The sequence below is a fragment of the Kitasatospora sp. NPDC023120 genome, assembly GCF_055560835.1.
Genome location: NZ_JBVHHY010000012.1, coordinates 121,357 through 147,482, shown reverse-complemented (window position 1 = coordinate 147,482; position 26,126 = coordinate 121,357). Strand labels below are relative to the sequence as shown.

The 26,126-nt window shown below is 74.3% G+C and carries 28 protein-coding genes; 17 read left to right on the top strand and 11 right to left on the bottom strand.

Features of this window, described 5'->3' with window-relative positions; all coding sequences use genetic code 11:
- Positions 1–72: 72 nt before the first annotated feature.
- The 3 genes from ACZ3TI_RS19575 (at position 73) to ACZ3TI_RS19565 (ending at position 3,009) form a co-directional block, all read left to right on the top strand.
- Entirely contained in the window at positions 73–1,296 is a 1,224-nt protein-coding gene (locus ACZ3TI_RS19575) for an MFS transporter (protein ID WP_465727720.1), read from the top strand.
- 35 nt (positions 1,297–1,331) lie between these two features.
- Entirely contained in the window at positions 1,332–2,516 is a 1,185-nt protein-coding gene (locus tag ACZ3TI_RS19570; protein WP_465727718.1) for a copper resistance D family protein, read from the top strand.
- A 109-nt stretch (positions 2,517–2,625) separates the two neighbouring features.
- Positions 2,626–3,009: a cupin domain-containing protein gene (locus tag ACZ3TI_RS19565; RefSeq protein ID WP_465727716.1), complete on the top strand. Its 384-nt coding sequence runs from the start codon at positions 2,626–2,628 to the stop codon at positions 3,007–3,009.
- A 22-nt stretch (positions 3,010–3,031) separates the two neighbouring features.
- On the opposite strand, the gene ACZ3TI_RS19560 is transcribed toward ACZ3TI_RS19565, so the two are convergent.
- The 6 genes from ACZ3TI_RS19560 to ACZ3TI_RS19535 all read right to left on the bottom strand — a co-directional run bounded on the left by ACZ3TI_RS19560 (position 3,032) and on the right by ACZ3TI_RS19535 (position 9,810).
- Positions 3,032–4,234 (bottom strand): ABC transporter ATP-binding protein, encoded by a 1,203-nt coding sequence (locus tag ACZ3TI_RS19560; protein WP_465727714.1) that lies wholly within the window; start codon positions 4,232–4,234, stop codon positions 3,032–3,034.
- Positions 4,235–4,269: 35 nt separating this feature from the next.
- Positions 4,270–5,118 carry a carbohydrate ABC transporter permease gene (locus tag ACZ3TI_RS19555; protein WP_465727712.1) on the bottom strand — a complete coding sequence of 283 codons (849 nt, stop codon included), beginning with the start codon at positions 5,116–5,118 and terminating at the stop codon, positions 4,270–4,272.
- Positions 5,115–5,966: a carbohydrate ABC transporter permease gene (locus ACZ3TI_RS19550; RefSeq protein ID WP_465727944.1), complete on the bottom strand. Its 852-nt coding sequence runs from the start codon at positions 5,964–5,966 to the stop codon at positions 5,115–5,117. Before ACZ3TI_RS19550 ends, ACZ3TI_RS19555 begins: the two co-directional genes overlap by 4 nt.
- Before the next feature lie 86 nt (positions 5,967–6,052).
- On the bottom strand, positions 6,053–7,330 hold the full coding sequence (locus ACZ3TI_RS19545; protein WP_465727710.1) for an ABC transporter substrate-binding protein: 1,278 nt from the start codon (positions 7,328–7,330) through the stop codon (positions 6,053–6,055).
- A 244-nt stretch (positions 7,331–7,574) separates the two neighbouring features.
- On the bottom strand, positions 7,575–8,759 hold the full coding sequence (locus ACZ3TI_RS19540) for an alpha/beta hydrolase family protein (protein ID WP_465727708.1): 1,185 nt from the start codon (positions 8,757–8,759) through the stop codon (positions 7,575–7,577).
- Positions 8,760–8,844: 85 nt separating this feature from the next.
- The gene (locus ACZ3TI_RS19535) at positions 8,845–9,810 is read right to left on the bottom strand and encodes an alpha/beta hydrolase (protein ID WP_465727706.1); all 966 of its coding nucleotides are present in this window, start codon (positions 9,808–9,810) and stop codon (positions 8,845–8,847) included.
- A gap of 99 nt (positions 9,811–9,909) precedes the next feature.
- Between ACZ3TI_RS19535 and ACZ3TI_RS19530 the strand changes: the two genes are divergently transcribed.
- Positions 9,910–10,479 (top strand): PadR family transcriptional regulator, encoded by a 570-nt coding sequence (locus ACZ3TI_RS19530; RefSeq protein WP_465727704.1) that lies wholly within the window; start codon positions 9,910–9,912, stop codon positions 10,477–10,479.
- Between the two features lie 24 nt (positions 10,480–10,503).
- Here ACZ3TI_RS19530 and ACZ3TI_RS19525 read toward each other — a convergent pair whose 3' ends face one another.
- Positions 10,504–10,668, bottom strand: coding sequence for a hypothetical protein (locus ACZ3TI_RS19525; protein WP_465727702.1), 165 nt, complete (start codon positions 10,666–10,668; stop codon positions 10,504–10,506).
- Between the two features lie 194 nt (positions 10,669–10,862).
- Between ACZ3TI_RS19525 and ACZ3TI_RS19520 the strand changes: the two genes are divergently transcribed.
- Both ACZ3TI_RS19520 and ACZ3TI_RS19515 read left to right on the top strand, forming a co-directional pair.
- Positions 10,863–11,816 carry a TIGR03557 family F420-dependent LLM class oxidoreductase gene (locus ACZ3TI_RS19520; RefSeq protein WP_465727700.1) on the top strand — a complete coding sequence of 318 codons (954 nt, stop codon included), beginning with the start codon at positions 10,863–10,865 and terminating at the stop codon, positions 11,814–11,816.
- Positions 11,817–11,831: 15 nt separating this feature from the next.
- Positions 11,832–13,595 (top strand): glycoside hydrolase family 15 protein, encoded by a 1,764-nt coding sequence (locus ACZ3TI_RS19515; RefSeq protein WP_465727698.1) that lies wholly within the window; start codon positions 11,832–11,834, stop codon positions 13,593–13,595.
- Positions 13,596–13,613: 18 nt separating this feature from the next.
- Here ACZ3TI_RS19515 and ACZ3TI_RS19510 read toward each other — a convergent pair whose 3' ends face one another.
- From ACZ3TI_RS19510 to ACZ3TI_RS19495, 4 genes are read right to left on the bottom strand one after another with little or no spacing between them, the layout of a single operon-like run.
- Positions 13,614–14,699, bottom strand: coding sequence for an enolase C-terminal domain-like protein (locus ACZ3TI_RS19510; RefSeq protein ID WP_465727942.1), 1,086 nt, complete (start codon positions 14,697–14,699; stop codon positions 13,614–13,616).
- Between the two features lie 28 nt (positions 14,700–14,727).
- Positions 14,728–17,130 (bottom strand): GMC family oxidoreductase, encoded by a 2,403-nt coding sequence (locus tag ACZ3TI_RS19505; RefSeq protein WP_465727696.1) that lies wholly within the window; start codon positions 17,128–17,130, stop codon positions 14,728–14,730.
- The gene (locus ACZ3TI_RS19500) at positions 17,123–17,623 is read right to left on the bottom strand and encodes a hypothetical protein (RefSeq protein WP_465727694.1); all 501 of its coding nucleotides are present in this window, start codon (positions 17,621–17,623) and stop codon (positions 17,123–17,125) included. The genes ACZ3TI_RS19505 and ACZ3TI_RS19500 overlap by 8 nt, the downstream gene beginning before the upstream one ends.
- The gene (locus ACZ3TI_RS19495; protein ID WP_465727692.1) at positions 17,610–19,415 is read right to left on the bottom strand and encodes a thiamine pyrophosphate-requiring protein; all 1,806 of its coding nucleotides are present in this window, start codon (positions 19,413–19,415) and stop codon (positions 17,610–17,612) included. Before ACZ3TI_RS19495 ends, ACZ3TI_RS19500 begins: the two co-directional genes overlap by 14 nt.
- A 199-nt stretch (positions 19,416–19,614) precedes the next feature.
- On the opposite strand from ACZ3TI_RS19495, the gene ACZ3TI_RS19490 reads away from it, so the two are divergent.
- The 11 genes from ACZ3TI_RS19490 to ACZ3TI_RS19440 all read left to right on the top strand — a co-directional run bounded on the left by ACZ3TI_RS19490 (position 19,615) and on the right by ACZ3TI_RS19440 (position 26,117).
- Positions 19,615–20,166 carry a DUF6328 family protein gene (locus ACZ3TI_RS19490; RefSeq protein ID WP_465727690.1) on the top strand — a complete coding sequence of 184 codons (552 nt, stop codon included), beginning with the start codon at positions 19,615–19,617 and terminating at the stop codon, positions 20,164–20,166.
- Between the two features lie 29 nt (positions 20,167–20,195).
- Entirely contained in the window at positions 20,196–21,215 is a 1,020-nt protein-coding gene (locus ACZ3TI_RS19485) for an SDR family oxidoreductase (RefSeq protein ID WP_465727688.1), read from the top strand.
- Positions 21,216–21,321: 106 nt separating this feature from the next.
- Complete coding sequence (locus ACZ3TI_RS19480) at positions 21,322–21,495, top strand: CsbD family protein (protein WP_465727686.1); 174 nt, start codon at positions 21,322–21,324, stop codon at positions 21,493–21,495.
- A gap of 61 nt (positions 21,496–21,556) precedes the next feature.
- Positions 21,557–21,703 (top strand): hypothetical protein, encoded by a 147-nt coding sequence (locus tag ACZ3TI_RS19475; protein WP_465727684.1) that lies wholly within the window; start codon positions 21,557–21,559, stop codon positions 21,701–21,703.
- A gap of 217 nt (positions 21,704–21,920) precedes the next feature.
- Positions 21,921–22,367, top strand: coding sequence for a hypothetical protein (locus ACZ3TI_RS19470; RefSeq protein WP_465727682.1), 447 nt, complete (start codon positions 21,921–21,923; stop codon positions 22,365–22,367).
- Positions 22,364–22,621, top strand: a complete 258-nt coding sequence (locus ACZ3TI_RS19465; RefSeq protein ID WP_465727680.1) for a monovalent cation/H+ antiporter complex subunit F — start codon at positions 22,364–22,366, stop codon at positions 22,619–22,621. The genes ACZ3TI_RS19470 and ACZ3TI_RS19465 overlap by 4 nt, the downstream gene beginning before the upstream one ends.
- On the top strand, positions 22,621–22,914 hold the full coding sequence (locus ACZ3TI_RS19460; RefSeq protein WP_465727678.1) for a cation:proton antiporter: 294 nt from the start codon (positions 22,621–22,623) through the stop codon (positions 22,912–22,914). Before ACZ3TI_RS19465 ends, ACZ3TI_RS19460 begins: the two co-directional genes overlap by 1 nt.
- Positions 22,911–23,180 carry a Na(+)/H(+) antiporter subunit B gene (locus tag ACZ3TI_RS19455; RefSeq protein ID WP_465727676.1) on the top strand — a complete coding sequence of 90 codons (270 nt, stop codon included), beginning with the start codon at positions 22,911–22,913 and terminating at the stop codon, positions 23,178–23,180. Before ACZ3TI_RS19460 ends, ACZ3TI_RS19455 begins: the two co-directional genes overlap by 4 nt.
- Positions 23,177–23,914 (top strand): MnhB domain-containing protein, encoded by a 738-nt coding sequence (locus ACZ3TI_RS19450; RefSeq protein WP_465727674.1) that lies wholly within the window; start codon positions 23,177–23,179, stop codon positions 23,912–23,914. The genes ACZ3TI_RS19455 and ACZ3TI_RS19450 overlap by 4 nt, the downstream gene beginning before the upstream one ends.
- Positions 23,911–24,255, top strand: coding sequence for a sodium:proton antiporter (locus tag ACZ3TI_RS19445; protein ID WP_465727672.1), 345 nt, complete (start codon positions 23,911–23,913; stop codon positions 24,253–24,255). The genes ACZ3TI_RS19450 and ACZ3TI_RS19445 overlap by 4 nt, the downstream gene beginning before the upstream one ends.
- Before the next feature lie 5 nt (positions 24,256–24,260).
- The gene (locus ACZ3TI_RS19440) at positions 24,261–26,117 is read left to right on the top strand and encodes a complex I subunit 5 family protein (protein ID WP_465727670.1); all 1,857 of its coding nucleotides are present in this window, start codon (positions 24,261–24,263) and stop codon (positions 26,115–26,117) included.
- The last annotated feature ends 9 nt before the right edge of the window (positions 26,118–26,126 follow it).

Below are 26,126 nucleotides of genomic sequence, written 5' to 3'. Positions count from 1 at the left end.
GGTACCTGTGTACCTGTGGGGACGAACACCGGGGGGACCGACCGGCCCGCCGCGGCGAAGCGGTCGACCGGCATGCGGCCGTGGCGGTTCGTCGTCTGGTTCGGTGTCGTCAGCCTGCTCGCGGACTTCGTCTACGAGGGCGCCCGGTCCGTCACCGGTCCGCTGCTCGCCTCCCTCGGCGCGTCCGCGCTGGTGATCGGCGTGGTCACCGGGGCCGGGGAGGCCGCGGCCTTCGGCCTGCGGCTGGTGTCGGGGCCGCTGGCGGACCGCACCGGGCGGTTCTGGGCGCTGACCATCGCCGGGTACGCGCTGACCGTCGCCGCGGTGCCGCTGCTGGGCGTGGCCGGGTCGCTCACGGCGGCGTGCGTCCTGGTGGTGGCGGAGCGGATCGGCAAGGCCGTCCGCTCCCCGGCCAAGGACACCCTGCTCTCGCACGCCACCGCCGCCACCGGCCGGGGCCGGGGGTTCGCGGTGCACGAGGCGCTCGACCAGTTCGGGGCGGTGATCGGCCCGCTGACGGTGGCCGGGGTCCTGGCCGCGACCGGCAGCTACGCGCCCGCGCTGGGCGTCCTCGCCGTCCCGGGCCTCGCGGCGCTCGCCCTGCTGGTGTGGCTGCGCGCCCGGGTGCCCGAACCCGCCCGCTACGAGTCGGCCGCGGCGCCCGCCCGCCCGGTCGGAGGCCCCGGACGGAGTCGGCTGCCACGCGCGTTCTGGCTGTACGCGGCCTTCACCGCGGCCACGACCACGGGCTTCGCCACCTTCGGCGTGGTCTCCTTCCACCTCGTCCACCGCCACCTGGTGCCGGCCTCGCTGGTGCCGGTGCTGTACGCGGCGGCGATGCTCGCCGACGCCCTCGTCGCGCTGGCCACCGGCTGGCTGTACGACCGCGTCGGGCCGCGCGTCCTGGCGGTGCTGCCCGTGCTGGTCGCCGCCATGACCGCGCTCGCCTTCGCCGGCACGCGGGCCGCGGTGGTCGCGGGCGTCCTGCTGTGGGGAGCGGTGATGGGCGTGCAGGAGTCGACGCTGCGCGCCATTGTCGCCGATCTCGTGCCCGCCGCCCGCCGGGCCACCGCCTACGGCGTCTTCGCCGCCGTCGTCGGTGCCGCGACCCTCGCGGGCGGCGCCCTGACCGGGGCACTGTACGAGGTGTCCGTGTCCGCCCTGGTCGCGGCGGTGACGGTCGTCCAGGCGGCCGCGCTGCTGCTGCTGGTGGCCCTCCACCCCGGTCCGACCCCGCGCCGACCGGACGGGAAATCACAGGTTGATGACGGTCGAACAACCGATGACGCAGAATGAGGAAAGGCTACCCTTAGGAAGGTTAGCCTTTCCTCATGAACAGTCTGCTGTTGGCCGCGAACACGGCCGGATACACCGCGCCCCAGCTCTGGCGGGTCCTCACCAAAACCGGCTACTTCATCGGCCTCAGCGGCGCCATCGGCACCGCCGTCACGTACGCCACCACCGTCCGTCCCGCCCTCAGGGCCAGTGCCGCGAACGGTGGTACCGACGACGCCGCGGTGCTGAGATCCAGATCGGCGACCCACCTCGCCTGGGCGGGCGTGGTGCTGCTGGTCGCCGGCTACTTCCAGCTCGCCGCCCGCGTCGCCCGCTCCGGCAAGGGCATGCCCTTCGGCGAGGCGCTCGCCCCGGACAAGATCGCGGACTTCCTCCGGGCCCCCGCCGCCAAGGGCGCCTGGATCGCCCAGGGCACCGTCTACCTGGTCCAGAACGTCGTCCTCCTCGCCACGGCCGCCGTTCTCGTCGCCCTGTTCGTCCCGGCCGCCCGCCGCCACACCGACCGCATCGTCCTCGCCGTCCTGCCGGCCGCCCTCGCCGTCACCCTGATCGCCGCCGTACCGACCACCAAGCCCGCCGACCTCGACCGCTGGCTCGACCTGGCCCTCGACCAGGTCCACATCGTCTCCGGCACCGTCTGGCTCGGCGGTCTCGCCCTGCTCGTCTCGCTCGCCGGCACCCGCGGCCGCCTCGGCGACGGCGCCGGCCTGCTCTGGGCCGACCTGTGGCGCCGCTTCAGCCTCGTCGCCCTGGTCTGCGTCGGCGCCGCCCTCGTCTCCGGCCTGTGGCTCAGCTGGAAGCACGTCGGCGCGGTGTCCCAGCTCTGGACCACCGGCTACGGCATCGCCCTGCTCGTCAAGGTCGCCCTCGTCCTCGGCCTGGTCGCCGCCGGCGCCGTCAACCAGTTCTGGCTCATGCCGCGCATCGCCCGGGCCCGCCGCGCCGACGACACCGCCTCGCTGCGCCACCTCACGCTGCGCCACTTCCCGAAGGTCGTCTGGGGCGAGGTCGTCCTCGGGGTCGCGGTGCTGGCGGTCCTGCCCTTCCTCGCCGGATCAGCCCGGACCGAGGCCGGCAGCGCCAAGGCCGTCTCCTCCGGCAGCGTGTTCGCCGCCGGCGCCGCCCTGGTCGTCGCCCTCGCCGTCTCCCTGTACGCCACGGCCAAGGCCTCCGAGGCGCTGTCCCGCCGCCCGCCGGCCACCCCGGCAGCGGCGGTCTGACACCACTCCCGCGTTCGTCGTCGACCACCCCGGATGCGCCCTGCCGTGCGGGGTGGTCGACTCGAAGCGATGGGAAGTCTCGGGGTCGTCGCCGAGAGGAGTGGTACCGATGCCGAAGGTGTCCAAGGAGTCAGCGCCGCAGGTCCAGGAGTTCGGTCCGGTGACCGACCGCCGCGCGGAGATGGAGGGCTACACCGTCGAGTTCGTCTCCTTCGCCGCCGACGCCGACCTGGACGGGCCGCTGCAGGCGCTGCCGGAGGGATCGTGCCAGTGTCCGCACTGGGGGTACGTCATCGCGGGCCGGATGCGCTTCGTCGTCGGGGACGAGGAGGAGGTGTACGAGGCCGGCGACGCGTTCTACCAGCCGCCGGGACACCGCCCGTACGTCGACGCCGGCACCGAACTGCTCCAGTTCAGCCCGACCGACAAGCTCGCCCGCACCGAAGCGGCCATCATGGACTGGATGAGCCGGCAGGAGGGCGGCACCGCCTGAGCTCCGGGTACCAGGGCACGCCCTAGCCGGCCGGGCGCTGCGGGTGGGTCAGGTTGGCTCCGGTGCGGGGGTCGAAGACGTGGATCCGGGCGGTGTCAACCCGCAGCTCCAGCGGGGCGCCCTCGGTGGCGCGGGTGGCGGGGTTCAGCCGTGCGACCACGCGGTGCTCCCGCATGCCGGTGTCGGCCCGCCCCGAGTCGGCGGCGAGTTCGGCCAGCTCGGCGAGCTCCTCCGTCGGCGCCGGACCGCCCTGCTCGGCGAAGTGCACGTAGACGTCCGAGCCCACGGACTCCCGGACCTCGACGGTGACGGTGCAGGTGACCCCACCGGTGGGCCCGGCGTGCTCGACCAGGGCGGCGTCCTCGAAGTCCTCGGGGCGGATGCCGACGACCAGTTCGCGCGGGGCGTCCGCGCGTTCCAGGGCGCGCCGGGTGCGGTCGTCCAGCGGCAGCGCGCCCAGCGAGGTGCGCAGCGCGTTCTCCTCCAGTGCGGCGCCGAGGAAGTTCATGCCGGGTGAGCCGATGAACCCGGCGACGAAGAGGTTGACCGGCTCGTCGTACAGGTGCTGCGGGGAGCCGACCTGCTGGACGACGCCGGCCCGCATGACGACCACCCGGTCGCCGAGCGTCATGGCCTCCACCTGGTCGTGGGTGACGTAGACGGTGGTGGTGCCCAGGCGGCGCTGGAGCGCGGCGATCTGGGTGCGCATCTGGACCCGGAGCTTGGCGTCGAGGTTGGAGAGCGGCTCGTCCATCAGGAAGGCCTTGGGGTCGCGGACGATCGCCCGCCCCATCGCGACCCGCTGGCGCTGCCCGCCGGAGAGGTTGGCGGGCTTGCGGTCGAGGTGCCCGGTCAGGTCCAGGATGCGGGCGGCCTCCTCGACCTTGGCGGCGATGGTCGCCTTGTCGACCTTGGCCAGGCGCAGCGCGAAGCCCATGTTGTCGCGCACGCTCATGTGTGGGTAGAGGGCGTAGCTCTGGAAGACCATGGCGATGTCGCGGTCCTTGGGCGCGCGGTCGTTGACGACCTGTCCGGCGATGCGCAGGGTGCCTTCGGTGATGTCCTCCAGCCCGGCGATCATGTTGAGGGTGGTGGACTTGCCGCAGCCGGAGGGGCCGACCAGGATCACGAACTCGCCGTCGGCGATGGTGAGGTCGATGTCGTGGACGGCGAGGGCGCCGTCGGGGTAGCGCTTGGTGATGCCGTCGAGGACGATCTCGGCCACGGTCCGCCTTCCTGGTCCCGCCGGGTGCGGCGGGCTCAACCTTTGACTGCGCCGGCGGTGAGGCCGGCGACGATGCGGCGTTGGAAGAGCAGCACGAAGACCACGATCGGGATCGTGATGATCACGGCGGCGGCCGCGATCGAGCCGGTCGGCTGCTCGAACTGGGAGCTCCCGGTGAAGAAGGCGATGGCGGCCGGCACGGTGCGGGCCGAGGTGGTGGAGGTCAGCGAGATGGCGAACAGGAAGTCGTTCCAGCAGAAGATGAAGACCAGGATGCCGGTGGTGAACACGCCGGGCGCCGCCAGCGGGGCGATGACCAGCCGGAACGCCTGCCACGGGGTGGCGCCGTCGACCTTGGCGGCCTTCTCCAGGTCCCAGGGGATCTCGCGGAAGAACGCCGAGAGCGTGTAGATCGCCAGCGGCAGCGAGAAGGTCATGTACGGGATGATCAGCCCGGCCCAGGTGTCGAAGAGGCCGAGCGCCCGTTCGATCTCGAACAGCGGTGAGACCAGTGAGATCGGCGGGAACATCGCGATCAGCAGGGACACCCCGATCAGCAGCCGTTTGCCGGGGAAGCGCAGCCGGGCCACCGCGTAGGCGGCCATGGTGCCGAGCACGACGGCGATGGTGGTGGCGATCACCGCGATCCCGATCGAGTTCACCAGGGCCCGGGTGAACTCCGAGGTCTCGAAGATGCCGCGGTAGTTCGCCCAGGTCCACTGGCGGGGCACGAAGTTGCCGTCGGAGAGGGTGCTGGGGTCCTTGAAGGAGAGCGCCACGATCCACCAGACGGGGAAGAGCGCGTAGAGGACGACGACCAGGTTGGCGACGCCCCAGCCGGTCAGCGTGCGGGAGTGGCGGGTGGTCATGTGGCGGGTGGTCATCGGCGCTCCGGTTCGGCGCCCGGGGTGGCCGCGCCGAACAGTTTGACGAAGACCAGGGCGATGAGGGCGACGCAGACGAAGATCAGGACGGAGATCGCCGAGCCGATGCCGAGGTTGAGCGCGGTGAAGAGGTTGTCGTAGCCCAGGATCGAGACCGAGCCGGTGCCGTTGGAGCCGCCGGTCAGCACGTAGATGTTGTCGAAGATCCGGAAGGCGTCCAGGGTGCGGAAGAGCAGGGCGACCAGGATCGCCGGTTTCATCAGCGGCAGGATCACCAGGCGCAGCCGCTGCCCGAAGGTCGCCCCGTCCACCATCGCCGCGCGGACGGTCTCGTCGGGCACCAGCGCGAGGCCCGCGAGCAGGAGGAGGGCCATGAACGGGGTGGTCTTCCACACCTCGGCGAGGATGATCAGGCCGATCGCGGGCCACTGATCGGTCAGCGGCGCGCTGCCCTCGGGCAGCAGCGCGGCCAGGTAGCCGGTGCCGGGTGTCCAGGCGTACTGCCAGGAGTAGGCGGCGACGACGGTGACGATCCCGTACGGCACCAGGACGGCGGTGCGGACGGTCCCGCGTCCGAAGACGGCGCGGTGCATCACCAGGGCGAGCGCGAGTCCGAGGACCAGCTCGACGGCGACGGACACCGCGGTGATCAGCACGGTGACGCCGAGCGCCTGCCACCAGTACGTCGAGGTCAGCACGGCGCCGTAGTTGGCGAGCCCGACCCAGTGCGCCTGCTCGGGGAAGCGCAGGTCGTAGCGCTGCAGCGAGAGGTAGACGGCGTAGCCGATCGGGTAGGCGGTGACGGCGAGCATCACGACGACGGCGGGGGCGCAGAGCAGCAGGCCCAGCCGGCGTTCCTGGCGGGCGCCGCGGGACGGTCCGGCGGGCGCGGCCGGTGTCCGGGCGGCCCCGCCGCCGACTGCGGTGGAGGGTGTCACGGGATCAGCCCCTTCGAGCCGAGGGCGTCCTGGATCTGCCCGCGGAGGTCGGCCACGTCCTGCTCCGGGCGGATGTCGGCGGGCGGGGAGAGGGTGTGGGAGACGGCGATGGAGACGTTCTGGTAGGCCGGGGTCTGCGGTCGGATGCTCGCGGAGTCGAGGGCGGCGAGCACGTCGGCGGCGAAGGGGTAGCTGCTGGTGAGTTCCGCGGCCTGGTAGAGGCTGCGCAGCGAGGGCGGGAGGCCGCCCTTGAGCGCGTTGGTGAGCTGGTTGTCGCGGTCGCGCAGGCACAGGGTGGCTTCGAAGGCGAGGTCGGGGTGCCGGCTGTAGGCGCCCACCGCGAGGTCGATCCCGCCGATGGTGACGTGGGCGGGTCGGTCCGGGGTCACCGCGGGGTACGGGGCCCAGCGGAAGTGCGGGAACAGCTCGGGGCGGTTGGCCTTCATCGAGGGGTAGACGAAGGGGTAGTTGAGCTCGAAGGCGGCCGTGCCGGACTCCATGGCGAGCCGGTTCTGGTCCTCCATCTGGTTCGACAGCGAGGGGTCGGCGGCGGCGGAGGTCGCCAGGTCGTGCATCACCGTGGCGGCCGCGACGGCCGGTGGCCCGAGCGAGGGCGCCTGCGCGTCGGGGGTGAGGATCGAGCCTCCCGCACTGGAGACGAGCGTGTTGAACCAGACCGTCAGTCCCTCGTACTGGGCGCCCTGGATCTCCACGTAGTGCGGTTTGTCCGCGCGGGCGAGCTCCTCCGCCTTGGCCAGCATCTCGGCCCAGGTCTTGGGCGGTGTCTGGACCAAGTCGTCGCGGTACCAGAGGAGTTGGGTGTTGGAGTTGTAGGGCACGGCGTACAGCCGGTCCCGCCAGGTCGCGGTGCGCACCGCCGCGGCGAGGGTGTCGGCGGTGCCCCGGTCGCGCAGTTCCCCGGTCCACTCGCGGATCCAGCCGGCTTCGGCGAACTCGGCGGGCCAGGTGACGTCCAGGCCGAGGATGTCCACCTCGGTGTCGTGCGCCGCCATCCGGCGCACCAGTTGCTGGCGTTGGCCGTCCGCGCCGCGGGGCAGCTTGTTGTAGCGGATCGTGTAGCGCCCGCCGGACTGCTGCCCGCAGCGGTCGGCGGCCTGTTGGAGGGCGCCGGAGTCGTCCGGGAAGTTGTACCAGTTCAGCGTCACGGCACCGGACTGCCCGCCGCTCCCGCAGCCCGCCAGGGCGGAGGCGACCACGGCCAGCCCGGCGGCGGCGCTCGCCCACCGCGAGCGGAGACAGGGGACCCTCGGCATCGTTCTCCCGTACTGGGGCGGACCGGCCCCGCCGACCCTAGCTGGCCGCTACCGCCCGCCCCCGCATGCCGCGCCCTCGATCAGCCGGACGGGCGAACCCGCCGGGGCGTCGGCTCAGGCGAGGGCGAGGGCGAGGGCGAGGAGGCTGACGGCGAGCAGGAACAGCCGGGTGGCCCTCACACCGCCGCCCCGGAAGGCGACTTCCGGGGCGGCCGTGCGTGTCGGCGGCCTCGGGGCGCGGCGCTCAGGCGTGGAAGCGGACCTCCGGGGCGGTGGCGGTCGGGCCGTCGAGGAGCGGCTGCTCGACGCCCTTCAGCTGGAGGTCGAAGAAGGCCCCGACGTACCGGCGGGTGAGCTCGACGGCGCGCCCGGGCGAGATGGTGGCCCCGGCCCCCTGGGGGAGACCCAGCCCTTCGAGGAGCACCGGGAAGTCGGTGAAGCTGTGGTGGTTGGTGCCGTCGACGGTCAGCCAGCGCTTCCAGCCGTCCAGGTTGGGCCAGCTGGACTCCCAGCTGCTGTCATCGGCGTCGCCCTCCAGCGGGTGGCCCATCATCAGGTACGGCTTGCCGCCGATCCCGGAGGCGGGTACCAGGACGTCCATGGTGCCGTCGAGGTCCGCCCCGGCGCGGATCCGGTCGTCGGTGAGCAGGGCCGGGACGGTGGCCGCGCCGCCGGCCGAGTGCCCGGCCATGCCGATCCGGTCGCGGTCGATCATGCGGGCGTGGCGCCAGGCCGGGTGGGGGCGGTCGGTCAGCCGGTCGATGACGAAGGACACGTCCTTCGCCCGGCTCTCGTCCACCAGCGCCCAGTCCTTGGGCCGGCCGCACATCACGCACGGCAGCGTCCGTCCGTCCGGGAAGGTGGTCCCGGTGTTCTCGTAGGTGTGGTCGATCAGTGCGACGACGTATCCGCGGCTGGTCAGGTCCTCCGCGAGGCCGGTGAGCGAGGTCCGGGGCAGGGTGAAGCCGGGCGACAGCACGATCAGCGGGTAGTGCCCGCCCTGCGGGCGCGCACCGGACTCCGCCCAGGTGCGGGTTCCGGTCAGCGACTCGGTCGCGATGGTGTTGCCCGGCAGCTTCCCGTCCAGTAGCCCGCGGGCCGCCCCGGCGGTCATGTACGGGGCGGGGCTGCCCGTCCCGGCGTGCGCGGGGTAGTACATCGAGACCATCAGCCGGCGCGGACCGGCGGAGGGGACCCACGGGTCCGGGCGGTTCTGGTCGACCAGCTGCAGGACCTCCTGCCCGACCGCGAACGGCCCGGTCGGGCGCGGGAGTTCGATGCGGTCGGCGGTCGGGGGCGTCGTCGGGGCGGCGGCGGAGACCCCGGCCGGGACGCCGGGCGCAGCCAGGGCGGGCGCGGCGGCGGCGGTGAGCGGCAGCGCGAGCAGCAGCGCTGCAGCGGCGGCAGTGGTGGTGCGAAGTCGGCTCATGTCGGCGACCGTAGGCCGCGGGCAAGGGCCTTGACGTCCACTCAGCGATGGACTGATCCCCTCCGGGAAGGACCCGTCGCGACCCTTAGGGGGCCGGGAGCTGGGCCGTCCCCGTATCCGCCGAGCCGTTCGGGCGCAGGGCGTGGGCGACGGCCGAGGTCCAGTTCGCGGTGGCGCGGCGGGCCAGCGTGCTGTCGGGGGCGTAGCCCTCGAAGAGGTGGAACGCACCCGGCACCAGGTGCAGCTCGGTGTGGACGCCTGCGGCCACGAGCCGGCGTGCGTACTCCAGGGCCTCGTCGCGCAGGGCGTCGGCCTGGCAGATCTCGAGGTACGCCGGGGGCAGGCCGGCGAGGTCCCGGGCGCGCGCCGGGGCGGCGTACGGATCCGCGGCGGTGGAGCCGAGGTACGGCTTCCACATGCCGCGGGTGACCCGCCCGTCGACGATCCGGTCGTCGACGCACTCGCCGACCGACGGCAGGTCTCCTCGGTCGTCGAGTGCGGGGACGAGCAGGAGTTGGAACGCGAGCGCGGGTCCGCCGCGGTCTCTGGCGGCCAGGGCGACGGCGGCGGCGAGCGCGCCACCGGCCGAGCGTCCGGCGACGGCCAGGCGGGCGGGGTCCACGTCCAGGGTGTCGGCGTTCTCCGCGGTCCAGCACAGGGCGGAGTAGCAGTCGTCGAAGGCGGCCGGGTAGGGGTGTTCGGGGGCCAGCCGGTAGCCCACGGAGACGACCACGGCCCCGGCGGCGAGGCAGACGTCGCGGCAGTTGGCGTCGCCGGTGTCGAGGTCGCCGGAGACGAAGGCGCCGCCGTGGAAGTACAGCACGCCCGGGCGCGGCGTCGAGTCGCCGACGGCGGGTCGGTAGATCCGCACGTCGAGCCCGCCGACCGGCCCCGGGATCGTGGTGGTTTCGACGGTGATCCGCGGGTCGTCGTCCGGGCGGACCCCGGCCAGCAGGGAGCGCACGTACGCCCGGGTGGCCACCGGGTCGGCCAGCGGGTCGAAGGGCGGGACACGGTCCAGGACGTGGGCCAACTCGGGGTGCAGGCGCATCGGTGACTCCATAGTCTCATTGATACCGTTGAAGCACGGAGACGCTAACGGTCTCGGTGATACGGTGTCAACGAAACGACGCTGGAAGGAGCACCGGCCGTGACCGCCGACCTGACACCCTCCCAACTGGTGGTCCTCGGCCTGATCGCCCGGCACGGCCCGATGACGCCCTACGACCTCAAGTCCAAGGTCGAGACCTCGGTGGGCCGGTACTGGCCGATCCCGCACGCCCAGCTCTACCGCGACCCGCCGCGGCTGGCCGAGCTGGGCCTGCTGCGCGAGATCGCCGAGGAGCACGGCCGTCGACGCCGGGTCTTCCACCTCACCCCGGCCGGGCACCAGGCCCTGCGCGACTGGCTCGCCGACCCGGAAACCCCCGAGCCGGAAACCCGGAACCCCGCCCTGCTCAAGCTCACCTTCGCCGACCTCGGCGCGCCCGGACAGATCGCCGAGCTGGCCGCGGCCCAAGCGGACCGGCACCGGCAGTGGCGCGACGCCTACCTCGGCCTCCGCACCGGACTCGATCCACAGGCCCCGGACACCCCGGCCCGCGCCCGGCTGCTCACCCTCGGCATCGCCCACGAACAGGGCTACGTCGCGTTCTGGGAGGCGCTGGCGGCCGACCCGGAGGGCACCGGCGAGACGGGGCCGGAGCCCACCGGGTCGTAGCGGCGGAGGCCGCGATGGTCGTGGTCATGGTGCCCAGGTGTCGGCTGCGGGGGGCTCGGGGTCGTCGTCGTCCGCCTTGGCTCTGACGTCCGGCGGTGTGGGGGCGGTGATGTTCCGCTGCTCCGAGGAGCGCTCCCGCGTCTCCTCGTCGACCTCCGGTGCTTCCTTCTTCTCCTCGGGGGCGCTCACGACGCTCCTCCTTCCGTCGCGGGACGGGTCGGGTGGCGGCCCGGCCTCGGGAAGGCACGGCACCGCCAGGCCTCGCGTATCCCCGCCTTCCGCGAAGCTATTCACGGGACGACCCGCCGCGTGGCACCGAGGTTTCGCCGTGCCCGCTCCGGTTAGCCGCTCGGCGTAGGGCCAATCGACGAACCGAGGCTGCCATGACCGCGTTCGGCTACTTCCTGTCCTGCGAGGAGTTCACCCCCGCCCAGCTGGTCGAGCAGGCCACGCTGGCGGAGCGGGCCGGCTTCACCCGGCTGGCGATCTCCGACCACTTCCACCCATGGAACGACGCCCAGGGCAACAGCCCGTTCGTCTGGGGTGTGATCGGCGCGCTGTCCCAGGTCACCCGGCTGCCCGTGACCACGCTGGTCACCTGCCCCACCGTCCGGCTGCACCCCGCCGTCACGGCGCAGGCGGCGGCCACGGCGGACGTCCAGCTGGGGGGCGGGCTCCGGCTCGGGGTCGGCACCGGCGAGGCGCTCAACGAGCACGTCCTGGGCGACCGCTGGCCGCCGTTCGACCTCCGGGCGGACATGCTGGAGGAGGCCGTCGGGGTGATGCGCGAGTTGTTCACCGGCAGCCTCGTGACCCACCACGGCGTGCACTACACGGTCGAGAACGCCCGGCTCTACACGCCGCCGGAGGAGGGGCGGCTGCCGGTGTACGTCTCGGCGTTCGGACCCAAGGCCGCGGAACGGGCGGCGGAGTTCGCGGACGGGCTGGTCACCATGAGCCCGGACACCGAGCTGATCGGCCGCTACCGGGCGGCCGGCGGCACCGGGCCGGTGCTCGGCGGGGTCAAGGTCTGCTGGTCGGAGGAGCGCGAACGGGCGGTGAAGACCGTCCACCGGCTCTGGCCGACCGAGTTGCTGCCCGGTGAGCTCGCCCAGGTGCTGCCCACACCCCGGCACTTCGAGCAGGCCACCGAGCTGGTCACCGAGGAGATGGTGGACCGGTCGGTCACCTGCGGTGACGACCCCGACGCGCATGCGAACCGGCTGCGCGCATACGTCGGCGCCGGGTTCGACGAGGTGTACGTCGGGCAGATCGGCCAGGAGCAGGAGGGGTTCTTCGACTTCTACCGCGAGCAGATCCTGCCGAGGGTCGCCTGAGCCGGGGAGCGCGCCGTGAAGGCCTTCCCGCCGTGGAGCCTGCGCGAGTACGCGCTGCTCGCTGACGGTGAACGCGGCGCGCTGGTGGGCCCGTTCGGCGAGGTCGCCTGGCTGTGCGCGCCCCGCTGGGACTCCGAGCCGCTGTTCGCCGGGCTGATCGGCGGCACCGGCGTGTACGCGGTGACACCGGTCGGCCGGTTCGTGCCCGGCGGCTACTACGAGGACGGCGGGCTGATCCGCCGCAGCCGGTGGATCACCGGGGACGGGGTGCTGGAGTGCCGGGAGGCGCTGGCCCTGCCCGCTGATCCGCACCGGCTGGTGCTGCTGCGCCGGCTCACCGCCGAGTACGCGCCGGCCCGGTTCCGGGTGGTCCTCCAGCCGGGCACCGGCTTCGGCCCCCGCCGCGACCGCGGTCCCCGCCGGACGGCGGACGGCTGGTCGCTGCGCGCCGGACCGCTGCGGCTGCGCTGGACGGGCGCCGGGGCGGCCCGGCCCGGACCGGGCGGGCGGCTCGACGCCGAGGTCGTCCTCCGCCCGCGCGAGCGGCTGGACCTCGTCCTGGAGGTCTGCGACCACCGCCCCGACGGGCCGCCACCGGAGCCGGAGCGCTGCTGGCGGGCCACCGAGCGCGCCTGGCGGGAGGCCGTGCCGGACCTCGGGCACACCCTGGACGACCGGGACGCCCGTTTCTCCTACGCCGTGCTGCTCGGGCTCACCTCCCCCGCCACCGGCGGCATGGTCGCCGCGGCGACCACCAGCCTGCCCGAGCGGGCCGAGGCGGGCCGCAACTACGACTACCGCTACGTCTGGATCCGCGACCAGTGCCTGGCCGGCCAGGCGGCGGCGGCCTGCGGACCCTACCCGCTCCTGGACCACGCGGTGCGGTTCACCACGGCGCGCCTCGACGAAGACGGCCCCCGCCTCGCCCCGGCGTACACGGTGGCGGGCGGACGGGTGCCCGACCAGCGGACCGTCGACCTGCCCGGTTACCCGGGCGGACACGACCGGATCGGCAACCGGATCACCCGGCAGTTCCAGCTGGACGTCTTCGGCGAGGCCCTGCTGCTGTACGCGGCGGCCGCCCGGCGGGACCGGCTGGATCCGGGCACCCGGGCGGCGGTGCGCACCGCCGCCGAAGCGATCTCCCACCGGTGGCGCCAACCGGACGCCGGGATCTGGGAGTTGGGGGAACGCGCCTGGACGCACAGCCGGCTGATCTGCGCCGCCGGGCTGCGCGCGATCGCCCGCCCTGAGGCGGCCGGACCGGCCGGCGTGCCCGACGGGCTGGCGGCGCGCTGGAGCGCGCTGGCGGACCGGCTGCTGGCCCACACCTCCCGCCGCGCCCTGCACCCCTCGGGCCGCTGGCAGCGCTCCCCCGGGGACGCCCTGCCCGACCTCGCGCTGCTGCTGCCGCCGGTGCGCGGCACTCCGGCGGCGGACGACCCGCGGACGGTCGCCACGCTGCGCGCCTGCCGCCGCGAGCTCACCGACGGGCACTACGCCTACCGCTTCCGGCACGACGAGCGGCCACTGGCCGAGGCCGAGGGCGCGTTCGTGCTGTGCGGGTTCCTGCTGGCGCTCGCCGAGCACCAGCAGGGCGAGGGCGTCGAGGCGGCGCGCTGGTTCGAGGCGACCCGCGGGCTGTGCGGGTCGGCGGGGCTGTTCTCCGAGGAGTACGACATCGCGCAGCGCCAGCAACGGGGCAACCTGCCGCAGGCGTTCGTGCACGCGATGCTGCTGGAGGCGGCGGCGCGCCTGGCCCGGCCACCGGGCCGCTGATGCCGACAGGGCGCCCTCTCACGCGACGCGGTACTCGGCCGCCCGGGCGGGTGCCAGCCGAAGCCCGTGGCCCGGTGCGCCGTCGGCGCCGGGGGTGACGGTGCCGCCGGACGGGTCGAGGGTGCCGTCGAAGAGCATCCGCTCGATCCGGACGTGGTCGTGGAACCACTCCAGGTGGCGGCAGTTGGGGACGGCGGTGGCGCCGTGGGCGTGCAGGTGGGGCGCGCAGTGCGCGGAGACGTCCAGGCCGTGGGCCTCGGCGAGGGCCGCGGTGCGCAGCCAACCGGTGAGGCCGCCGCAGCGCGTGGCGTCGGCCTGCAGGCAGTCGACGGCGGGGATCATCCGGGCGAAGTAGGCGAGGTCGTAGCCGTACTCCCCCGCCGTGACGTCGGGTGGGACGGCGTCGCGGACGGCGCGCAGACCGGTGAGGTCGTCGGAGGAGACCGGCTCCTCGAACCAGGTGACGCCCGCGTCGGCGAGTGCGGTGCCGATCCGGACGGCCTGCTTGCGCCGGTAGCCGCCGTTGGCGTCGGTGTACAGCTCGACCCGGTCGCCGACGGTGGCGCGGGCGGCGCGGACCCGCCGGAGGTCGCGCCGTTCGCGGCTGCCCCGGGACTCACCGATCTTGATCTTGACCCGGGGGATGCCCTGCTCCTCGGTCCAGTGGCGCAGTTGGCGTTCCTGCTGCTCGGCCGAGTAGGTGGTGAAGCCGCCGCTTCCGTACACCGCGACCGGGCGGGCGGCGCCGCCGAGCAGCCGGGCGAGCGGGAGGGCGAGCAGGTGGCCGCGCAGGTCCCACAGGGCGAGGTCGACGGCCGAGATCGCGCCGGCGACCAGGCCGGGGCGGCCGGTGTTGCGCACCGCGCGGTTCATCGCCTCGTAGGCGCCGCCGGTGTCGTGCGGGTCGCGGCCGGTGACCAGCGGGGCGAGTTCCTCGGTGATCACGGCGGCGGTCGCGGGCGCGCCGTACGTCCAGCCGAGGCCGGTGTGCGGGCCGCTGACGGCCTCGACGAGGACGAGCGTGGTGTGGTCCCAGGCGAGGGTGCCGTCCGCCTCCGGGGCGTCGGTGGGGACGGTGTAGACGCGGACGCCGATCCGCTCGATCCCTGTCACGGTGGGGCTCCGATCCCTGTCACGGCGGGGCTCGCAGTCCGGAGCGCTCGCCCGCCGTGAGCAGGCCGGCGGCGCGGTCGACCAAGGCCATGATGGTGAGCGCCGGGTTGGCGCTGCCCTGGGTGGGGAGCACGCTGCCGTCGGTGATCAGCAGGTTGGGCACGGCGAAGGTGCGCAGCCGGTGGTCGACCACGCCGCTCAGGTGGTCCGCGGCCATCCGGCAGCCGCCGACCAGGTGCGCGTAGCGGTCGATGGTGATGACCTCGCTCGCTCCGGCGGCGCGCAGGACGGACTCCATGACCTCGCGGGCGGCGCGGATCAGCATGCGGTCGTTCTCGCACTGGGAGAAGGCGAACTGGGCGACCGGCAGCCCGCGCCGGTCGGTCTCCTCGGCCAGGGTGACCCGGTTGTCGGGCTGGGGCAGCAGTTCGGCCATCGCGCCGAGGGTGGCCCAGTGGACGTAGTCGCGGAGGTAGCGGCGCAGGTCGGCGCCCCAGTGGCCCTGGGCGATGACGTGCTCGGACCAGGTGATGGGCAGCGGGGAGATGTTCTGGATGGTGAAGCCGCGTTTGTACGGCTTGCCGGGGTCGGTCTCGTAGTACTGCTCGGTGGAGACCTCGGGCGGCGGTGCCTTGTAGGCACGGATCTCCTCCTCGAAGCGGCCCGAGGTCTGCGGCGCGCCCTGCACCATGACGTAGCGGCCGACCAGGTCGAGGTCGTTGCAGAGCCCGTCCGGGAAGCGGGGGCAGGCGGAGTTGAGCAGCAGCCGCGGGGTCTCGATGGCGTAGCCGGCGACCGCGACGGTGCGGGCCCGCTGGAGGTGTTCGCGGCCGTGGTGGAAGTAGCGCACGCCGCGGGCGAGTCCGTCGTGGTCGAGTTCGACGGCGGCGGCCATGCAGTCGGCGCGGATCTCGGCGCCGTGCGCGAGGGCGTCGGGAACGTGGGTGATCAGCGGCGAGGCCTTGGCGTTGACCTTGCAGCCCTGGAGACAGAAGCCCCGGTAGACGCAGTGCGGTCGGCGCCCGAAGCGGCCGTTGGTGATCGCGACCGGGCCGACCCTGGCCTGGATGCCGAGGGCGGCGGCGCCGCGCAGGAAGACCTCTCCGTTGCCGCCGACGGGGTGCGGCGGGTGCGGGTAGGGGTGCGGCTCGCCCCAGGGCCAGTACTGGCCGGCGACGGGCAGTTCGTATTCCAGGCGGCGGTAGGAGTCGCGCAGGTCGCCGTAGTCGACCGGCCAGTCGGCGCCGACGCCGTCGAGGCTGTGGGTGCGGAAGTCGGAGGGGTGGAAGCGCGGCGCGTAGCCGGCGAAGTGGACCATCGAACCGCCCACGCCCCGGCCGGAGTTGTTGGACCCGAGCGGGACCGGGTCGGTGCCGGAGATCAGGCGCGGCTCGGTCCAGTACAGGTGGTGGGAGCCGGCCTCGTCGCTGACCCAGTCGCCGAGCGGGTCCCAGAACGGCCCGGCTTCCAGGACGACCACGCGCCAGCCCCGCCGGGCGGTCCGCTGGGCGAGGGTCGCGCCGCCCGCGCCGCAGCCGACGATCAGCAGGTCGACCTCGTCGGCGTCCTCGTAGCGCCGCATGTTCTCCAGCAGGGTGCGGTCGAAGCCGTGCCCGTCGCGGGGCAGCAGCCAGGCGGAGGCGTTGTTGCGGCGGACCTCGCGTTGGGCGGCGGCGTTGGCCCGCACGGTCTCGGCGGCGGCGCGCAGCCGGGAGTGCCGGCCGGGGTCGGTGGCGGGCGGCACCGGGTGGGGCGGCTCGTGGTCGGGCGGCCGGGGCGGGTGGGAATGGGCGTCGGCGACCTCCCAGGGCTCGCGCAGTCCGGCGCCGAGGCGCAGGTAGCCGCGCGGGTGGGCGGGGCCGCCGAAGCCGATCTCGTTCCAGGCGGTGGGGGTGGCGTAGTAGGCGGTGCAGGCGTAGCGGGTCCACAGGCTCCAGACGTGGCGGGCGGGCAGGCCGTGCCAGCGTTCGCCGTGCAGCTCCTGGACGCGGCCGATCAGGGCCCGCTGCTGGACCTCGGTGAGTGCGGCGAACGGGCCGTCGGCGTCCTCGTCCAGGGCGTGCAGGGAACGCCGCCAGGCCTCGTCGTCCTCCGGCATGTCGGCGTAGTGCCAGCCGTCGGTCTGCCGCTCGGCGAGCCGGGCGTCGATCATGGCGAGCAGCGGGACGTCGGGGTGGTCCAGCAGCTGGTCGAGCAGGGCGCGGGCGGTGGCCTCCTCGGCGGGGGTGAGGAAGCGCAGCGGCGGCTGCGGGCCGGTGCGGGCGAGCACCACGGCGGCGGTTTCCTCGTCCCAGTACGGGAGTTGGCCGAGCACGTCGTAGCCGGGGAAGCGGTTCCGCTCACCGCCGGGGGCGGGGTCGTCGGACATCGGGTCCTCGGGCATCGGGTCCTCGGGCATCGGTTCGTCGGGGTCGTCAGGCATCCCGGGACTCCCGGCGCAGGACGGCGGCGACCAGGCCCATCCCGCCGACCAGGCTCATCAGCAGCGGGGCGAACAGCGGCGGGCCCATCTCGACGTTGTAGCGGGCCATCGCCCAGCCGCCGGGCTTCTCGGCGATCCCGCGCACGTGGAGGTAGGTGCCCTGCAGCCCGTTCGCGGTGATCGCCGCGGAGGCGACGGGGAGCAGGGTCTGCGCCGCGCGCGGGCTGAGCGCCCCGGCGACCCCGGCCGCCGCCCCGACCGGGCCCAGCCAGACCGGCCACCACATGACGCGGTTGCCGAAGCCGGCCCGGTCGTGCTCCAGGTAGATCTCGGCGGCGGTGATCACCGAGCCCGCGGCGGTGGCCAGGGCGAGCGAGCGCTGGAAGCGTCCGGTGCGGACGTTGCGCACCGCGAGGCCCACGGCGCGCCGGGCCGGCTCGACGGCGCGGCGGCCCGGGTCGGTGCCGCGGCGGGCCGCGTCAGTGATGGCCATGCCGGCCTCCGAAGGAGGGCAGGAGCTCCTGGATCTTCGCCTTGAAGCCCTGGCGGACCATCGCCACCCGGTCGGCGTCCCCGCGCAGGACGGACTCGGCGGCGGCCTGGATCTGCTCCCAGGTGGCGTGCGGCGGGATCGGCGGGACGGCCGGGTCGGTGCGCAGCTCCAGTACGAACGGGCGGTCGGCGGCCAGGGCGTGCTCCCAGCCGCCCGGCACGTCCTCGGGCGCGATCGCCCGCTCGGCGGCCAGCCCCAGGGTGCGGGCGAAGCCCGCGTAGTCGACGTCCGGGAGCTCCTGCGAGGGCAGGAAGCTCGGGGAGCCCTCCATCGCCCGCATCTCCCAGGTGACCTGGTTGAGGTCGCGGTTGTTGAGCACCGCCACCACGAGCCGCGGGTCCTCCCACTGCTGCCAGTACTTGGAGACGGTGATCAGCTCGGCGAGCCCGTTCATCTGCATCGCGCCGTCGCCGACCAGCGCGATCGCGGGCCGGTCGGGGTGGGCGAACTTGGCGCCGATCGCGTACGGGACGCCGGGCCCCATGGTGGCCAGGGTGCCGGACAGCGAGCCGCGCATGTCGCCGCGGAAGCGCAGGTGGCGGGCGTACCAGTTGGCGGCGGAGCCGGAGTCGGCGGTGACCATGGCGTTGTCGGGCAGCAGGTGGTCGAGCGCGTGGACGGCGAACTCGGGGTTGATCGGGTCGGCCTCGACGCCGGCCCGCAGCTCCATCACCTCGCGCCAGCGCTCGGCGTTGTCGCAGACGGTGCGCTGCCAGCCGCGGTCCTCCTTGCGGACCAGCAGCGGCAGCAGCGCGTCCAGCGTGCGCGCGGCGTCACCGACCAGGTTGACCTCGTACGGGTAGCGCAGGCCCACCATGGACGGGTCGAGGTCGATCTGCACACCCCTGGCCTGTCCGAAGTCAGGCAGGAACTGGGTGTACGGGAAGCTGGAGCCGACGGTGAGCAGGGTGTCGCAGTCCCGCATCAGCTCGTACGAGGGGCGGGTGCCGAGCAGGCCGATCGCGCCGGTGACGTACGGCAGGGTGTCGGGCAGCGCGTCCTTGCCCAGCAGTGCCTTGGCGACGCCCGCGCCGAGGAGTTCGGCCACCTGCTGCACCTGGCGGCGGGCGTTGCGGGCGCCCTGGCCGACCAGCATGGCGACCTTGCCGCCGGAGTTGAGCACGTCGGCGGCCCGGTGCAGCTCGGCCTCCTCGGGCACGACCGTCCAGCGGGCGCTGTCCAGGCTGGAGGGCACCATCTTGAAGGCGTGCTCCGGCGGGCTGTAGTCCAGCTCCTGGACGTCGGCGGGCAGGATGACGGTGGTGACGGTGCGGCGGGCGGCGGCGGTGCGCATCGCCCGGTCCAGGACGTTGGGCAGCTGTTCGGGGACGGTCACCATCTGGCAGTACTCGGCGGCGACGTCCTTGAACAGGTTGAGCAGGTCGACCTCCTGCTGGTAGGAGCCGCCCATCGCGCTGCGGTCGGTCTGCCCGACGATGGCGACCACCGGGACGTGGTCCAGCTTGGCGTCGTACAGCCCGTTGAGCAGGTGGATCGCCCCGGGGCCGGAGGTCGCCGCGCACACTCCGGTACGGCCGGAGAACTTCGCGTAGCCGACTGCCTCGAACGCGGCCATCTCCTCGTGCCGGGCCTGGACGAACACCGGGCGGTTGTCGGCCCGACCCCAGGCCGAGAGCAGCCCGTTGATGCCGTCGCCGGGGTAGCCGAAGACGTACTCGACCTCCCAGTCGCGCAGCCGTTCCAGGATCTGGTCGGAAACCTTCGGGGACACGGTGCTCCTCCTTCATGCCGACGGCCCCCCGCAGTGCGGCTGTCCACTGCGCGGCACCGGAAACACGGCCGGGGGCCGGAACCACGGCCGGGGGCCGGAACCACGGCCGGGGCACGGGAAACGGCGGGGCGCACCGGTCCCGTTTGCCCGGAGCGGTCGCGGCTATACGCACCACGGAGAGGAGGCGGAGGCGATCACCATGGCGGTACCGGACACGCGCCGTGACAGTGGCGCCCACCAACGCCGGACCGGACGGCGGGAATCGCCCGACGAGCGGGCGGACCGGCGCTGGACGGACCTGCTCCAGGAGGTGCGGGTCGCCCAGACCGGTTCGCAGGTGCTGTTCGGGTTCCTGCTGAGCGTGGTCTTCATGCCGCGGTTCGCCGTGCTCGGCAGCTTCGACCGGACGCTGTACGTGGTCACCGTCGTCCTCGGGACGCTGGCGACCGCTTCGCTGACCGCCCCGGTGGCCTACCACCGGATCTTCGCCGGGCGCCGCCTGAAGCCCCAACTGGTGGACGCCGCCGCCAGGTTGGTCGCCGCCGGACTGCTGCTGCTGGCGCTGACCATCGGGTCCTCCCTACTGCTCCTGCTCCGGGTGGCGACCGGCTCGGCGCTCTCGGGCTGGATCACCGGGGCGGTCATGCTCTGGTTCGTCTCCTGCTGGCTGCTGCTGCCCGTACGGCACCTGCGCCGCAATGGCGGACATCGCAGCCGCCCGCCGGACAGCCCGCCGCCGGACAGCGCGTAGGACTTCGGACAACTCCTAGGACACCCGCCATGACGATCCGCACGCACCCGAAGCCCCGCACCGTGGTCATCACCGGCGCGACCGCCGGGGTCGGCCGGGCCTGCGTGCGCGCCTTCGCCGACCCGGGCGACCGGCTGGTGCTGGTCGCCCGGGGCGAGGCCGGACTGCGCGCGGCTGCCGCCGAGGCGCGGGCGGGCGGCGCGCAGGTGCGCACCGTCCGGGCCGACGTGGCCGACCCGGAGGCCTGCGAGGCCGCCGCCGACCGGGCCGAGGCCGAGTTCGGACCGATCGACGTCTGGGTCAACGACGCCTTCGTCTCGGTCTTCGCGCCCTTCACCGAGATCAGTCCGGCCGAGTTCCGCCGGGTCACCGAGGTCACCTATCTGGGGTACGTCAACGCCACCCGGGCCGCGCTGCGCCGGATGCTGCCGCGCGACCACGGCACGGTCGTCCAGGTCGGCTCGGCGATCGCCTACCGGGGCATCCCGCTGCAGACCGCCTACAGCGGCGCCAAGCACGCCCTCCAGGGCTGGCACGAGGCGCTGCGCTGCGAGCTGCTCGCGCGCGGCTCGCGGGTGCGGGTGACCATGGTGCAGCTGCCGGCCGTCAATACCCCGCAGTTCGACTGGGTGCTCAACCGGCTGCCCGGCCGCGCCCGGCCCGTCCCGCCCGTCCACCAGCCCGAACTGGCCGCCCGCGCGGTCCGGTTCGCCGCCGACCACCCCGGGCGGCGGGAGTACTGGGTCGGCACGAGCACCGCCGCCACGCTGGTCGCCAACGCCCTGGCACCCGGCCTGCTCGACCGCTACCTCGCGCGCACCGGCATCGACGCCCAGCAGGAGGACCGGCGCCGGCGGACGGACGAGCGGTCCAACCTCTGGGAGCCCCAGGACACTACCGAGGACCACGGCGCGCACGGGCGCTTCGACGCCGAGGCCCGCGAGCACAGCGCCCAGCTGTGGGCCTCCCAGCACCACGGCCTGCTCGCGGCGGGCGCGGCGGCGGCGCTGCTGGGCACCGCCGCGGGTGCGCTCGCCCGGGGACGGTGATCCGCGCGCTCGCGGAGCCCTTCCACTGTTCGCGTGTGGAACCGCCCGGCCTGGGCAGACGCGGCGCGGGGGCACCAACCGCCCCGCCACCGAGAGGAGTCGGACGATGGGCACCGAGAACAAGATGCGCAACATGGCCGAGAAGGCCGAGGGCAAGATCAAGGAGACCGCGGGTCGGGCCACCGGCGACCGTGTCGTCGAGGCCGAGGGCCGGGGCAAGCAGGTCAAGAGCGACCTCAAGCAGGCCGCCGAGAAGGTCAAGGACGCCGGAAAGCACTGACCGTACCCGGGAGGCGAGCAGGATGAGCGACCAGGACCGGCCCGTACCGAAGGATCCACCGGTGCGCGTCGAGACTCCGGAGTCCCGGATGACCGGCGAGGGCGGGCCTCCGCCCGTACCGGAGGAGGAGAAGGGCCCGGAGGACGGCCCGGAGTACGAGGTGACCGAGCCCGCACATGAGCCGGAGCCGGCCGAGCCGCCCGACTGAAACCTCCGGCTCGACGGCCGGCCGAACCGCAGGCCCATCCGGCCCGGGCCGATCATCGGAGGTTCCGGTGCCGCGCTCCGGCGAACGGGTGGTCCGGCACGGCGATCCCGCGCGCGGCGGCGTTGCGCGCGGGACGCGGTCGCCGCCCGGGCGGTACACCTGGGGCCGCTCGCCGCGACGGCGGCGCGGATCCGAGGGCCGGGACGGGGGTGACAAGATGCGGACGGCGGTCGAACTCCTGCTCTGGTGGGGGCTGTTGCTGCTGCTGAACACCGTGCTGATCAGTTCGGTGTCGCCGCTCGAAGTGGCGGTGGGCGGCGGCATCGCCCTGCTCGGGGCCGTCGGCGCGGTCGCCGTACGGCGTGCCTCCGGCGCCACCCCGGGCGGAGCGGCCCGCCTCGCCTCGGCGCTCTGGGCCCTCCCGTGGACCCTGCTGGCCGACACCGGGCGGCTGGCGCTCGCCGTCGTCTCCCCCCGGCACCGGGAGGCCGGCTTCCGCACCGTCCGGCTCGCACCCGGCACCGGTCCGGCTTGGGCGGCCGCGCTGCTGTCCGCCACGCCCGGCGCCTACGCCGTGGACGCCGCGGACGGCACCCTGACCGTCCACGCGCTCGGCCGCCGAGCCTCCTCCCTGGAGCGGGCGTTGACGGCCGGTGCCGAGTGAACGCCTGGCTGCTCGCGGCGGCCCTCCTCGCCGTCGGCGGCATCGCCCCGTGCCTGGTGCTCGGGCTGTTCGGCGAGCCGCCGCGGCGGCTCGCCGGGCTGAACCTCGCCGCGCTGGTCACCGGCGTCGTCCTGCTGCTGCTCGCCCAGGGCTTCAGCCGCAGCTCGTACACCGACCTGGCGCTCGACCTGGCGGTGCTCGCACCCGCCGGGACGCTGGTGTTCACCCGCTTCCTGGCCGGCGAGGAGCGCTGATGGACCGCCACTCCCTGGCGCTGGTGCTGCTGTGCGCGGGCACCTCCGCCCTGCTGCTCGCCGCCTTCGCGCTGGCCGTGCTGCCCGGCCCGTACCTGCGCCTGCACGCCCTCTCCCCCGCCGCCGCGCTCGGCGCGCCGCTGGTCGCGTTCGCCCTCGCCGTGGACACCGGGCCGGGACGCGCGGCGGTCAAGCTGCTGGTGATCGGGCTGCTGCTGGCGGTCGGCGGCACCGTCACCACGATGGCCGTCGCCCGGGCCACTCGCCGCTCCGAGCGGGAGGCGCAGCGGTGACCGACGCCCTGATCGTGATCGCCCTGCTGCTCACCGGGATCACCGCCACCGCGGCGGCGCTCACCCGCGACCCGGTCCGGCAGGCCGCCGTCCTCGCCCTGCTCGGGCTCTGCCTCGCCGTGCTCTTCACCGTGCTCCAGGCGCCCGACGTCGCGCTCTCCCAACTCGGCGTCGGCAGCGCGATCACCCCGCTGCTCATCCTGCTCACCGTGCGCCGGGTGCGCCGCGATGAGCACATCGACGACCGCCCGGACCGCTCCGAGTGAGCCGGACCACCCGGCTGCGGCTCTTCCTCCTCGCGGCCGCCGTCCTCGCCGCCGGGCTGATCGCCGCCGTCGACCGGCTGCCCGACTTCGGCGGGCTCCGGCACCCGTACGGCGAACGCGCGGTGGCCGCCGGACTGGAGCGGCGGACGGCCAACATCGTCTCCTCCGTCAACTTCGACCAGCGGGCCTTCGACACCCTCGGCGAGGAGTCGATCCTGTTCGGCTCGGTCGTCGGCGCGGGCATGCTGCTGCGGCTGGCCCGGGACGAGCGCAAGCGCCGCCCCGCCGCCGAGCCGGTGCTGCCCACGACCCGGCTGTTCGGCGCCACGCTGCTGCCGATCGCCGTCCTGACCGGCGGGTACCTCGTCGCGCACGGCGCGTTGAGCCCGGGCGGCGGCTTCCAGGGCGGTGTCGCGCTCGCCACCGCGCTGCACCTGGCGTACGTCGCCGCCGACTACCGGGTGCTCAAACGGGTCCGACCGCTCGCCGCCCTGGACGTCGCGGACGCGCTGGCCGCCGGGGCGTTCGCCGCGCTCGGCCTGGTCGGCCTGGTCTCCGGGGCCGGCTACCTCGCCAACACCCTGCCGCTCGGGACGTTCAACCAGCTCTCCTCCGGCGGGCTGGTCCCGGTGGTCAACGCCGCCGTCGGGGTGGAGGTCGCCTCCGGCGTGGTGGTGCTGCTCGCGCACTTCCTGGACCAGGCGGTCGAGGTCGTCCCCCGGAGGAAGTCATGACCGTGCTCCCGTACCTGGTCGCCGGGTGGATCCTGCTCGCCGGGCTGTACGGCCTGGTGACCAGCCGCAACCTGGTGCAGGCGGTCGGCTGCCTGGCCGTCGCGCAGTCCTCCACGTACGTGCTGCTACTCGCGGTCGGCTACCGCCGCGGCGCCACCGCCCCCGTCTTCTCCGACCTGCCGACCGACGCCCCGGTGGTGGACCCGGTGGTCCAGGCCCTGACACTCACCGACATCGTGGTCGGCGCCACCGTGACCGCGCTGCTCCTCGCCCTGGTGATCCAACTGCGCAAGCGGCACGGCACGGTGGACCCGGAGGAACTCACCGGGCTGCGGGGGTGAGCCCGGTGGACACCGCCGATCTGCTGCCGCTCGCGGTCGCGATCCCGCTGCTGGGCGCCGCCCTGGTGTCCGTCGCCGGGCGGTGGCTGCCCCGCTCCGGCCGCGACGCCCTCGCCACCGCCCTGGCCGCCGCCGACCTCGGCTGCCTGGCCCTGCTGTGGGCGCGGACGAGCCCGGACGGCCGGGCGGTGTCCTGGCTCGGCGGCTGGACCCCGAGCGACGGGCACAGCGTGGGCATCGTGCTGGTCGCCGACCGCCTCGGCTGCGGCCTCGCGCTGCTCGCGGCGGTCCTCGTGCTCGCCGTCCTCGGCTACGCCTGGCGGTACTTCGACGAGCCCTCCGGCGAGCACGGCGGGATGTTCCCCGCGCTGGTGCTGCTCTTCGAGGCCGGGATGTGCGGGTTCGCGCTCACCGGGGACCTCTTCGACGCCTTCGTCTTCTTCGAGCTGATGGGCGCCGTCGCCTACGCGCTGACCGGCTACCGGATCGAGGACCCGCGCCCGCTGCACGGCGCGCTCGCCTTCGGCCTGGTCAACTCCGCCGCCGCCTACCTCTCGCTGCTCGGCATCGGGCTGCTCTACGCCCGCACCGGCGAGCTGGGCCTGGCGCAGATCGGCGCCGAGCTCGACCGGCTCGCCGCGCCCGGGCACGGCCCGGACGCCCTGCTGGTGCTCGCCTTCGTCCTGGTGCTGGCCGGTCCGCTGGTGAAGGCCGCGACGGCGCCGTTCCACTTCTGGCTACCGGACGCGCACGCGGTCGCGCCGAGCCCGGTCTGCATGCTGCTGTCCGGGGTGATGGTCGAACTCGGCGTGTACGGCGTGGCCCGGATCCACCGGGTGGTCTTCGCCGGGGCGGGCGGCCTGCCCGACGCCGTCGTCCGGGACACCCTGCTGGCCGCCGGGGTGCTGACCGCGCTGGTCGGTGCCGTGATGTGCTGGCAGCAGCGGCACCTGAAGCGGATGCTGGCGTTCTCCACGGTAGGGCACATCGGGCTGTTCCTGATCGGCACGGCCCTGCTCACCCCGGCCGGGCTGGCGGGCTCGGCGGTGTACGTGGCCGGCCACGCGGGCGCCAAGGCAGCGCTGTTCGGGCTCACCGGCGTCCTGCTCGACCGGTACGGCTCAGTGGACGAGCACGGGCTGCACGGCCGGGCCCGTGAACTGCGGCTGCCCGGGCTGTTGTTCGGCCTGGGCGCGCTGGCACTGGCCGGGCTGCCGCCGTTCGGCACCGGGCTGGGCAAGGCCGTCGCCGAGGAGGCCGCCGGGCACGAACTTGCCTGGCTGCCCGCCGTGTTCGTGCTGGTGTCGGCGCTCACCGGAGGGGCGGTGCTGCGGGCGGGCCTGCGGGTCTTCGGCGGGTTCGGCGCGCCGCCGAAGGAGCACCCCGAGGTCACCGACACCACCGGCGAGGGCGAGGAGCCCGAGATCCGCTCACCGGGCCGACGGCTGCCCCCGCCGATGGTGCTGGTGCCCGGGCTGCTGCTCGCCGGCTGCCTGGCCGTCGGCGTGCTGCCCGGTGTCGGCCGGGCGCTCGCGGCGGGGGCGGCGGCCTTCACCGACCGCGCCGGCTACCTCGCCGACGCCCTGGGGCAACCGGGCGCGTCCGTGACGGCGCCTGCGGCAGCGGTGCCCGAGGCCTGGTGGACGGGCTCCGGCGTCGGACTCGGACTGCTCTCCGCCCTGCTCGCCGCCGCCTTCGCCACCGCCGCCGTCCGCCGGGACCCGCGGCGCGGCACCGGCGGGCTCCACCGGGCCACCATCCTGCCGCTGCGCCGGTTGCACTCCGGGCTCCTCGGGGACTACGTGGCGTGGCTGGCGGTGGGGCTCGCGGCACTGCTGGTCGCGCTCACCGCGCAGCTGTGACGGCGGCCC

What these genes read in the sequence shown, in the direction of transcription:
- ACZ3TI_RS19575 (WP_465727720.1), top strand. Translation starts at nt 73, where the DNA reads ATGCGGCCGTGGCGGTTCGTCGTCTGGTTCGGTGTCGTCAGCCTGCTC.
- ACZ3TI_RS19570 (WP_465727718.1), top strand. Translation starts at nt 1,332, where the DNA reads ATGAACAGTCTGCTGTTGGCCGCGAACACGGCCGGATACACCGCGCCC.
- ACZ3TI_RS19565 (WP_465727716.1), top strand. Translation starts at nt 2,626, where the DNA reads ATGCCGAAGGTGTCCAAGGAGTCAGCGCCGCAGGTCCAGGAGTTCGGT.
- ACZ3TI_RS19555 (WP_465727712.1), bottom strand. Translation starts at nt 5,118, where the DNA reads ATGACCACCCGCCACATGACCACCCGCCACTCCCGCACGCTGACCGGC.
- ACZ3TI_RS19545 (WP_465727710.1), bottom strand. Translation starts at nt 7,330, where the DNA reads ATGCCGAGGGTCCCCTGTCTCCGCTCGCGGTGGGCGAGCGCCGCCGCC.
- ACZ3TI_RS19540 (WP_465727708.1), bottom strand. Translation starts at nt 8,759, where the DNA reads ATGAGCCGACTTCGCACCACCACTGCCGCCGCTGCAGCGCTGCTGCTC.
- ACZ3TI_RS19535 (WP_465727706.1), bottom strand. Translation starts at nt 9,810, where the DNA reads ATGCGCCTGCACCCCGAGTTGGCCCACGTCCTGGACCGTGTCCCGCCC.
- ACZ3TI_RS19520 (WP_465727700.1), top strand. Translation starts at nt 10,863, where the DNA reads ATGACCGCGTTCGGCTACTTCCTGTCCTGCGAGGAGTTCACCCCCGCC.
- ACZ3TI_RS19505 (WP_465727696.1), bottom strand. Translation starts at nt 17,130, where the DNA reads ATGCCTGACGACCCCGACGAACCGATGCCCGAGGACCCGATGCCCGAG.
- ACZ3TI_RS19500 (WP_465727694.1), bottom strand. Translation starts at nt 17,623, where the DNA reads ATGGCCATCACTGACGCGGCCCGCCGCGGCACCGACCCGGGCCGCCGC.
- ACZ3TI_RS19490 (WP_465727690.1), top strand. Translation starts at nt 19,615, where the DNA reads ATGGCGGTACCGGACACGCGCCGTGACAGTGGCGCCCACCAACGCCGG.
- ACZ3TI_RS19485 (WP_465727688.1), top strand. Translation starts at nt 20,196, where the DNA reads ATGACGATCCGCACGCACCCGAAGCCCCGCACCGTGGTCATCACCGGC.
- ACZ3TI_RS19480 (WP_465727686.1), top strand. Translation starts at nt 21,322, where the DNA reads ATGGGCACCGAGAACAAGATGCGCAACATGGCCGAGAAGGCCGAGGGC.
- ACZ3TI_RS19470 (WP_465727682.1), top strand. Translation starts at nt 21,921, where the DNA reads ATGCGGACGGCGGTCGAACTCCTGCTCTGGTGGGGGCTGTTGCTGCTG.
- ACZ3TI_RS19460 (WP_465727678.1), top strand. Translation starts at nt 22,621, where the DNA reads ATGGACCGCCACTCCCTGGCGCTGGTGCTGCTGTGCGCGGGCACCTCC.
- ACZ3TI_RS19445 (WP_465727672.1), top strand. Translation starts at nt 23,911, where the DNA reads ATGACCGTGCTCCCGTACCTGGTCGCCGGGTGGATCCTGCTCGCCGGG.